This is a genomic window from Halodesulfovibrio sp. (genome assembly GCF_015482765.1).
Lineage (GTDB): Bacteria > Desulfobacterota > Desulfovibrionia > Desulfovibrionales > Desulfovibrionaceae > Halodesulfovibrio.
This window is the reverse complement of the sequence record NZ_JADMLB010000032.1, coordinates 1-6,858: the sequence shown is the minus strand read 5'-3', so window position 1 is coordinate 6,858 and position 6,858 is coordinate 1. Positions and strand designations below refer to the sequence as shown.

9 protein-coding genes and 1 tRNA gene are annotated in these 6,858 nt (G+C 47.7%); 7 read left to right on the top strand and 3 right to left on the bottom strand.

Annotated features, from left to right (window positions below; genetic code table 11):
* Window positions 1–96: 96 nt before the first annotated feature.
* The 6 genes from QZY95_RS05235 (at window position 97) to QZY95_RS05210 (ending at window position 4,598) form a co-directional block, all read left to right on the top strand.
* The gene (locus tag QZY95_RS05235) at window positions 97–423 is read left to right on the top strand and encodes a hypothetical protein (RefSeq protein ID WP_290920182.1); all 327 of its coding nucleotides are present in this window, start codon (window positions 97–99) and stop codon (window positions 421–423) included.
* Between the two features lies 1 nt (window position 424).
* On the top strand, window positions 425–1,162 hold the full coding sequence (locus tag QZY95_RS05230; protein ID WP_290920179.1) for a hypothetical protein: 738 nt from the start codon (window positions 425–427) through the stop codon (window positions 1,160–1,162).
* Between the two features lie 4 nt (window positions 1,163–1,166).
* A complete protein-coding gene (locus tag QZY95_RS05225; protein WP_290920176.1) occupies window positions 1,167–1,550 on the top strand; it encodes a hypothetical protein in 384 nt (127 codons plus the stop codon).
* A complete protein-coding gene (locus QZY95_RS05220) occupies window positions 1,543–2,064 on the top strand; it encodes a hypothetical protein (RefSeq protein WP_290920173.1) in 522 nt (173 codons plus the stop codon). Before QZY95_RS05225 ends, QZY95_RS05220 begins: the two co-directional genes overlap by 8 nt.
* Before the next feature lie 161 nt (window positions 2,065–2,225).
* On the top strand, window positions 2,226–3,323 hold the full coding sequence (locus tag QZY95_RS05215) for a DUF5131 family protein (RefSeq protein ID WP_290920171.1): 1,098 nt from the start codon (window positions 2,226–2,228) through the stop codon (window positions 3,321–3,323).
* 210 nt (window positions 3,324–3,533) lie between these two features.
* A complete protein-coding gene (locus QZY95_RS05210) occupies window positions 3,534–4,598 on the top strand; it encodes a site-specific integrase (RefSeq protein WP_290920168.1) in 1,065 nt (354 codons plus the stop codon).
* Between the two features lie 105 nt (window positions 4,599–4,703).
* Here the strand turns inward: QZY95_RS05210 and QZY95_RS05205 are convergent.
* The 3 genes from QZY95_RS05205 to QZY95_RS05195 all read right to left on the bottom strand — a co-directional run bounded on the left by QZY95_RS05205 (window position 4,704) and on the right by QZY95_RS05195 (window position 6,092).
* Window positions 4,704–4,798: transfer RNA gene (locus tag QZY95_RS05205), tRNA-Ser, on the bottom strand.
* Between the two features lie 64 nt (window positions 4,799–4,862).
* The gene (tadA, locus tag QZY95_RS05200) at window positions 4,863–5,423 is read right to left on the bottom strand and encodes a tRNA adenosine(34) deaminase TadA (protein ID WP_290920165.1); all 561 of its coding nucleotides are present in this window, start codon (window positions 5,421–5,423) and stop codon (window positions 4,863–4,865) included.
* A 3-nt stretch (window positions 5,424–5,426) separates the two neighbouring features.
* Window positions 5,427–6,092: a TIGR00730 family Rossman fold protein gene (locus tag QZY95_RS05195; protein WP_290920162.1), complete on the bottom strand. Its 666-nt coding sequence runs from the start codon at window positions 6,090–6,092 to the stop codon at window positions 5,427–5,429.
* A gap of 194 nt (window positions 6,093–6,286) precedes the next feature.
* Between QZY95_RS05195 and rsmD the strand changes: the two genes are divergently transcribed.
* Window positions 6,287–6,858 (top strand): 16S rRNA (guanine(966)-N(2))-methyltransferase RsmD (gene rsmD, locus QZY95_RS05190; protein WP_290920159.1); only part of this gene is annotated, 572 nt, incomplete at its 3' end.

Sequence of the window (6,858 nt, the reverse complement as noted above, 5' to 3'; positions counted from 1 at the left end):
GTTTAAAATAGGAATTGGACGATTCCGCATCAGTATCTTGATCCGCCGGTACTCATTCACACCTGCGCAAAACCATACTGCCAACTTTCCGAAGTGTTGGAAGAACTTGATTGCGAAGGGCACGACGACACCGTGAATTGCATTGTTGCTGCACTCAGGGCTGGACTTGGCAAAGCCGACTACGCCCGACGTGGCCATATTGTTGGCGTTGTCCGCTTCTCAAAGTCCATCGAAAACCCTGCCTTCGACATGAATGCAGATGCTCAAGCGCATGTTAACGCTGCGAGCATTTGGGCTAATTCAGATTCACATTTCTGGTGGAAGATCGAGAAGGCCAAGCCTATCACGCCTGTGTCTGCAAAAGGCCGGTTGAGTTTCTGGAAGTTCGATTATCCACACCCTGAAGAATTGGAGGGGTTTTAAGATGGCAGAAGTAAGATTTAAGCCAGGTGATAAAGTTAAACACACTCCTACCGGAGACGTGCTGACGTTCAAAGAGTACGGCACTGACCCGTGGGAGGGATGGGCAGCTGTTACACATGTTCATGGTAACACTACTGCTGAGACTTGGTGGAAGCTGGAAGACTGCGAGCCGCTGGTATTCAGTGACGATGATGAGTTTGTAGACATCATGGCCAGTGAAATGAAAGCCAAGCTTGCCAAAAAATGTACTGAAGGTTGGTCAGGGTGGCAGAGGGCACCGATAGAAAATCTTGCTGAGATGTTTCTGGAACACATTGGCAAGGGAGACATGATCGACGTGGCCAACTTCGCAATGTTTTTACAGTTCCGGCAAAACGGCGGCAGCATCCTCGCTCAGATGTATGGAGAAAACCAGCCAATAAGTAGCCATTGCCCTGAAGAGTATGACTCTGACATCCACGGAAGGGTATTAGTTAAGTATGAAAGCGGGGATATGGAAGCGGTTCCTTGGCAAGACGTTGAAGCTATCAGGGACATCACCTGCTGGTGGAGAACGCCTGACTGGAAACCTCGCAAGCCGCTTCATGGTGAGACCTGCAAGATGTGCGAGCATGATTGGAGCCTCACGCAGCATCGGGCTTCTCTGACTAAGAATAAGTGGTACTGCGACAAGCTCAAGCTTGAATGCTTGGAGCCTCATTACATCAACGGCGTTCCCTGCCATTTAGCGGAGGTGTAGTGTCATGAGCTGTTCTTGCATAATTAACGATTACTACGACGGTGAATTTGTAACCATGCTTTCAGAGGCAACACGCAAAGCTCGTAAAGAGCACAAGTGTTCTGAGTGTGGTCGCACCATCCAGAAGGGCGAAAGTTATAAGTACGAAACATTTGCTTGGGACGGTTCAGTTTCAACCAGCAAAACCTGTGCAGACTGCATGTCCGTTCGAAAAGAGTTCTTTTGTACGTATAACTTTGGCGAGCTTTGGTTTGAGCTGGATGAACGGATTAACGAAGGTGAGTGTGGCGAAGAGTTTCTTACCTCGCAAGTGCAGGAACTTACCCCTGCTGCAAGAGAAAGGCTCTTTAAGCTGATTGAAGAATGTTGGAGTAAAGAAGATGATTAAACTTCCATTTGCGACACTTCGTCATGATATTCACTGGTGGTGGGACACTCCCAATCGGCTTATTCGTGATCTGAAGGCTCTTGATGAAAAGCGTGAGGATTCGGAGTTCGCGCCTTGGTGGGATTATCCGCAGATTCGTAAGTGCCATAGCTGTGGTGAAGTGTTTCCTGATGTTTATTGTCATGAGTGTTGCGATAAGTGTTTCGATGGCTGGTATCCAAAAACACATTTACTTGCACGCCTCAAATTTGCAAAACAGATATTCTCTAAGAAGTGGCATTCTGAGGATTTGCGCATGCGCACATCCCCCCGCGCTATTTGGTACCTGTTTAAGTTCCTGATCTGCATTTTGCTCGACTTCGTGCGAAGTAAATCTGAAGACCCGTTTGCGTGGGTTGAAGTCGCGGTCTTAGGTTGCACCCAAGACTACGGAGGAGATTACTCCTGTGAGGTCTTGTACGTTGGTGAAGGCATCTTCTCCAACTGGTGGTGGGATTACGACTGGAACGCATAGGGGCGAGGACGATGTACTTTAACTGGATCACAACAATATGCTTTTGGGGCTTGTTGATCGTCTTCGCCTATGAGCAGAAACACAAGAAGCTTACCAGCGGCGAAGAACTGATCTGTGTGTTATTACTCTTGTTGTTAGCGAAAATTTGGTAGGAGATTTTCATGTCTAGTATTACCGGTATCCCGTGGGCAGAGGCTACACTTAATACACACTATGGCTGCACCAAAGTCAGCCCAGCGTGTAAAAACTGCTATGCAGAAAGCATGACTCGCCGCCTTGTAGCTAATCCGCAGACTAGCCACTTAGTGCAGGATGTTATGGCCGCAGGTAGATGGACAGGTGTTGTAAATGTGTTCCCAGAGCGTATGGAACAAGCGTTACATTGGAAAAAGCCGCGCATGATCTTTGTGAATTCGATGTCCGACACCTTCCATGAACAGATTAGCGATGGTGCGCTGGATAAGATTTTCGCATACATGGCACTTGCTCCACAGCATACGTTCCTGCTGCTCACAAAACGTGCTCGACGTATGAAAGAGTATCTTACCTCGCGGATCACAGTGCAAGAATGGCAAGATGCACTCTCAAGTGCTGCTGCTGACATGCACCTCAGTGATGAAGCTCAATGCCAGATTGCAAGCGCTATCGGTAATCATCTTGTTGATGAAATGAATGTCGGCTGGCCTATGCGCAATGTCTGGTGTGGCGTGACTATTGAAGATCAAAAAAACGCTGATGATCGCGTACCGTTCCTGCTTGGAACACCGGCTATGAAACGTTTTGTTTCAATTGAGCCGATGCTTGAAGAAATTGATTTGAGAGCAAGTTATCAAGAAGAATATCACTATTGCTCAAAGTGTGGCTGGCAAGGAACTGAAACGGACAATAATTGCTCTATGTGCAATGACGGCGAGTTCATTGGCTTTCAAGACGATGGACGTTGCAATAATGGACATGATGGATTTCGCGTTGAATGTTGCCCTAAATGCGGGTCGGATGGCTCGATATATGCTTTTGACAGCGTAAAAGAAGATGATTTTTTACCGCTTGTTGGCCTCGACTGGGTTATCTGCGGCACTGAATCTCTTGGGAATAAGGCCGGTCGTGCGCCTGATCTGGATGCGGTTCGTGATCTTCGCGATCAATGCGTTGATGCTGATGTACCTTTCTTCCTGAAGCAGCTCCCTGATGGCAAGGGCGGTCTTGTGAAAGAGCCTGGGCTAGATGGCAAGCAGTGGCTGCAATATCCAGAGCGTTAGAATTTCCAAGGGAAAAGATCATGCCTGTATTAGTTGACCTTGATGGCCTTGCTGGGGCTATAAGTATTGCCAAACCTACATTGCAGAAGTTTTGGCGAGAACTTCCTCATGTGCGTATCCCGTGCTCTAGGGGAGAGGATGGGAAGGGGGCACGCTTTTGCGTTGAGGATGTTATGAACTATTTAATACAGAATTATGGGGCAAACTATCATGGCTGTAACGAAGTACAAGACGAAGGCAGGAGTCCGATACAGGGCGTTTCTGTTTGTGAAGTCGCAGCGAGTGGCAAACAAGGCAGGGTTTCTGACCAAGCGCGAGGCAAAACAGTGGCTTCGAAAAGAGGAAGAAAAGTGGCAATCGCCGCAAGCCCGCGCAAAGAAGACCCGCATGGACTTTGCCGATCTGGCTAATGCTTACCTGACAGAGATAGAAGATCGTAGAAAACGAAATACTTATATATTCAAACGCGGCGTCTTTCGTCGCGTTTTGAATTTTTTTAATAACAGACTGCCACTTGAAGAGCTTGATCGTGTACTTTTAGCTGGATACTTGCGCGTTCAAAAGGACGAGCGGGGAGCAAAAGCAGCGAATAGAGATCGTAAAGAACTGTCAGCACTTTTCACTTGGGGGATACGGCATGAGTTTCTGTATTCCAATCCGGCCCAGCTGATCGAACCGTATGCTGAGGAAACGTATGTCCGCTACGTCCCTTCTGCAGAAGACATCGCAGCGGTGCGTATGGCTGCAACAAAAGAAGAGCGGCAGTTTATTGATACGCTGTATTACACTGCGGCACGTATCAGCGAGATCATCAACCTCACATGGGAAGATGTGAACTTTGAAGCTAAGGCCGTTAGGCTTTGGACATCAAAGCGCAGAGGGGGAAACCGTGAGGCTCGCCTGATCTATATGCACCGGAACCTAGAAAAACTTTTATCGGATGCCTGGAACGAACGAGATAAAGAAAGTCCTTATGTCTTCACCAATCCGTACACCGGCTCAAAGCACAACCGGTCAAACGACTTTATTCGCTTTCTTTTCCGTCGTGTCTGCGCAAGGGCAGGAGTAAAAACTTTTACAGCTCACTGTATCCGGCACCATGTAGCATCGCGCCTCGCTGATTCCCGTAAGGCTACCCACAGACAGATTCAGATGTTCCTCGGCCACATGAACATCAGGACAACAGAAACATACCTGCACGAACTGGATATGGACAGGGATATCGTAGATGCTTTTGACGATCCAGAAGAAGACGAAAAAATAGCTTCAAAATAAAAAGTACATTTTTCAAAAAATTCGCACAAAATTCGCACATCGTGAACGGCGCACAAAAAATAAGGGCTTCATCCACTCGGATAAAGCCCTTTATTTATGGTGTGTTGGCGGAGAGAGAGGGATTCGAACCCTCGTTGGACGGTTAAGCCCAAGCACGATTTCGAGTCGTGTGCGTTACGGCCGGACTTCGCTACCTCTCCGTTGAGGGTTTTTTATGCAATTTTATACAGCATTGCAAGTTGTTAGCTGTAAAATTACAAATTGTTACGATGAACTCCGGCTTTTTCGGGATTCCTTTTCAGCCTTGATTTGCTTTCTGCGTTTTTTGAAAAAAGCAGAAAGCATAGTACTGCATTCTTCTTGCAGTACACCGGCTCTGTGCCAAATTGCATGGTTATGCAGAGGTAGCTCAAAGCTGTTGAGCTGTGAATCTACAGCACCAGTTTTATGGTCAGGCGCACCGTATACAACTCCGCGAATGCGGGCATGCACCAAAGCGCCGCTGCACATCAGACATGGTTCGAGCGTAACAACAAGTACCAACTCCTCAGTCCGGTAATTTTGCAGATGCTTACCAGCTGTGCGCAGTGCAAGAATCTCAGCATGTGCTGTTGGATCATGGTCGATGATGGTTCTGTTGTACGCCTTCGCAACAATTGTTCCGTCTGGCGCAACAAGAATCGCGCCTACAGGCACTTCATCTATTGCCTCTGCCTTTCGGGCTTCTTCCAGAGTGATACGCATGAGATCATCCCAGCTGCTCCAGCCTTCAGGAAGGGCGGTAAGGGCATCGTAACAATGCTCAAGTTCACGTCGGGTCGTCATGCTCTAATCCAGCACGTCCGGAGAGTGTTCGATGATGTACTGAACAACTTCTTCCGGTGAATCCAGAATGACCATTGCATCCAATTCTTCATCACTAATGTAGCCGGAAGCAACCATCTGGTCGCGTGTCCAGTCCAGCAAACCATTCCAGAATTCGCTTTTGTAAAGGATGATTGGGAATGGTTTAATTTTGTTTGTCTGCCTCAAAACAAAGGCTTCTGAAAGTTCATCAAGTGTGCCGAAGCCGCCCGGCATAACTACGTATGCCATGGAGTACTTGATAAACATGAGTTTGCGGACAAAAAAGTACTTGAAATTGCATTCAATATCTATAAATGGATTGGAGCCCTGTTCCATCGGGAGCTGGATGCTTAATCCGACAGAGGTTCCGTCTGCTTCTTGTGCGCCTTTATTGCCGGCTTCCATAATGCCCGGGCCACCACCGGTGATAACACCGAAACCTGCTTCAGAAAGGAGCCGTGCAATTTCTTCGGCTTCCTGATACATAGGGTGGTCTGACGGGGTGCGTGCAGAGCCGAAAATCGATACGCTGTTTTGCAAGTCGCTCAGGTTCTCAATTCCGTCTACAATTTCAGACATAATGCGGAAAAGACGCCATGATTCCTGCGTAGACAGAGAATCAATCACATATTGTTTTGCTGTGCTCATAGTAGCTCCGTAAGTAGGTCTGGGGAATTGTCATTCGTCAGACTTGGAAATTGTTTTCGCAACGTGTAGTCTACGTGAATACGCGCAACCGGTTCGTATCGGTATGCAACTGTTGTTTATAGTATGGCAAGAAAGAAAAAGTAAATACACCCTTCTGCTTAAATTTTAGGGTAGTGTAAGGATATTATATAGTTATGCGCATTATCGCAGGTGAGTACCGTGGACGCGTACTCAAAACTACTAGTGCACCGGGGTATCGTCCGGCAACATCAAAGGTTCGTCAGGCTGTGTTTTCCATGTTGGAAGCACGTGGCGTGTACTGGCCGGAGTGCCGGGTTCTCGACTTGTTCGCAGGGAGCGGCTCCTTGGCGTTTGAAGCCCTGAGCCGTGGTGCAGAAGAAGTACTGTTTGTTGAAATGAACAAAACTGCTGCGAAGCTGATTAACGAAAACGCGCAGAAGATCGGTATTCCATCCAGTCGGTACAAGGTGCTTGCGGAAGATTTGTTTAAAGTTATCTCCCGCCGTGCCGCAGAACCGTATGATGTTATTTTTATCGATCCTCCGTACGGCAAAAACTTTTTAACCCCTGCCATGAAAGCGGTGCTTAGGAATGGTTGGCTTGCTGAAGGCGGCATTATTTGTGCCGAGGTAGAATCTAAACTGGATCTTCCGCCGGAAGCTGATCATGCTGATCTTGAACTCATTGCCAACAGAGCCTATGGCCAGACAAGGATACTGCTATGGACAACAGAGGAGAGCGAGTA

Excerpts from the sequence above, each read along its gene's own strand:
- QZY95_RS05230 (WP_290920179.1), top strand. The coding sequence starts at position 425 with ATGGCAGAAGTAAGATTTAAGCCAGGTGATAAAGTTAAACACACTCCT.
- QZY95_RS05225 (WP_290920176.1), top strand. The coding sequence starts at position 1,167 with ATGAGCTGTTCTTGCATAATTAACGATTACTACGACGGTGAATTTGTA.
- QZY95_RS05220 (WP_290920173.1), top strand. The coding sequence starts at position 1,543 with ATGATTAAACTTCCATTTGCGACACTTCGTCATGATATTCACTGGTGG.
- QZY95_RS05215 (WP_290920171.1), top strand. The coding sequence starts at position 2,226 with ATGTCTAGTATTACCGGTATCCCGTGGGCAGAGGCTACACTTAATACA.
- QZY95_RS05210 (WP_290920168.1), top strand. The coding sequence starts at position 3,534 with ATGGCTGTAACGAAGTACAAGACGAAGGCAGGAGTCCGATACAGGGCG.
- tadA (WP_290920165.1), bottom strand. The coding sequence starts at position 5,423 with ATGACGACCCGACGTGAACTTGAGCATTGTTACGATGCCCTTACCGCC.
- QZY95_RS05195 (WP_290920162.1), bottom strand. The coding sequence starts at position 6,092 with ATGAGCACAGCAAAACAATATGTGATTGATTCTCTGTCTACGCAGGAA.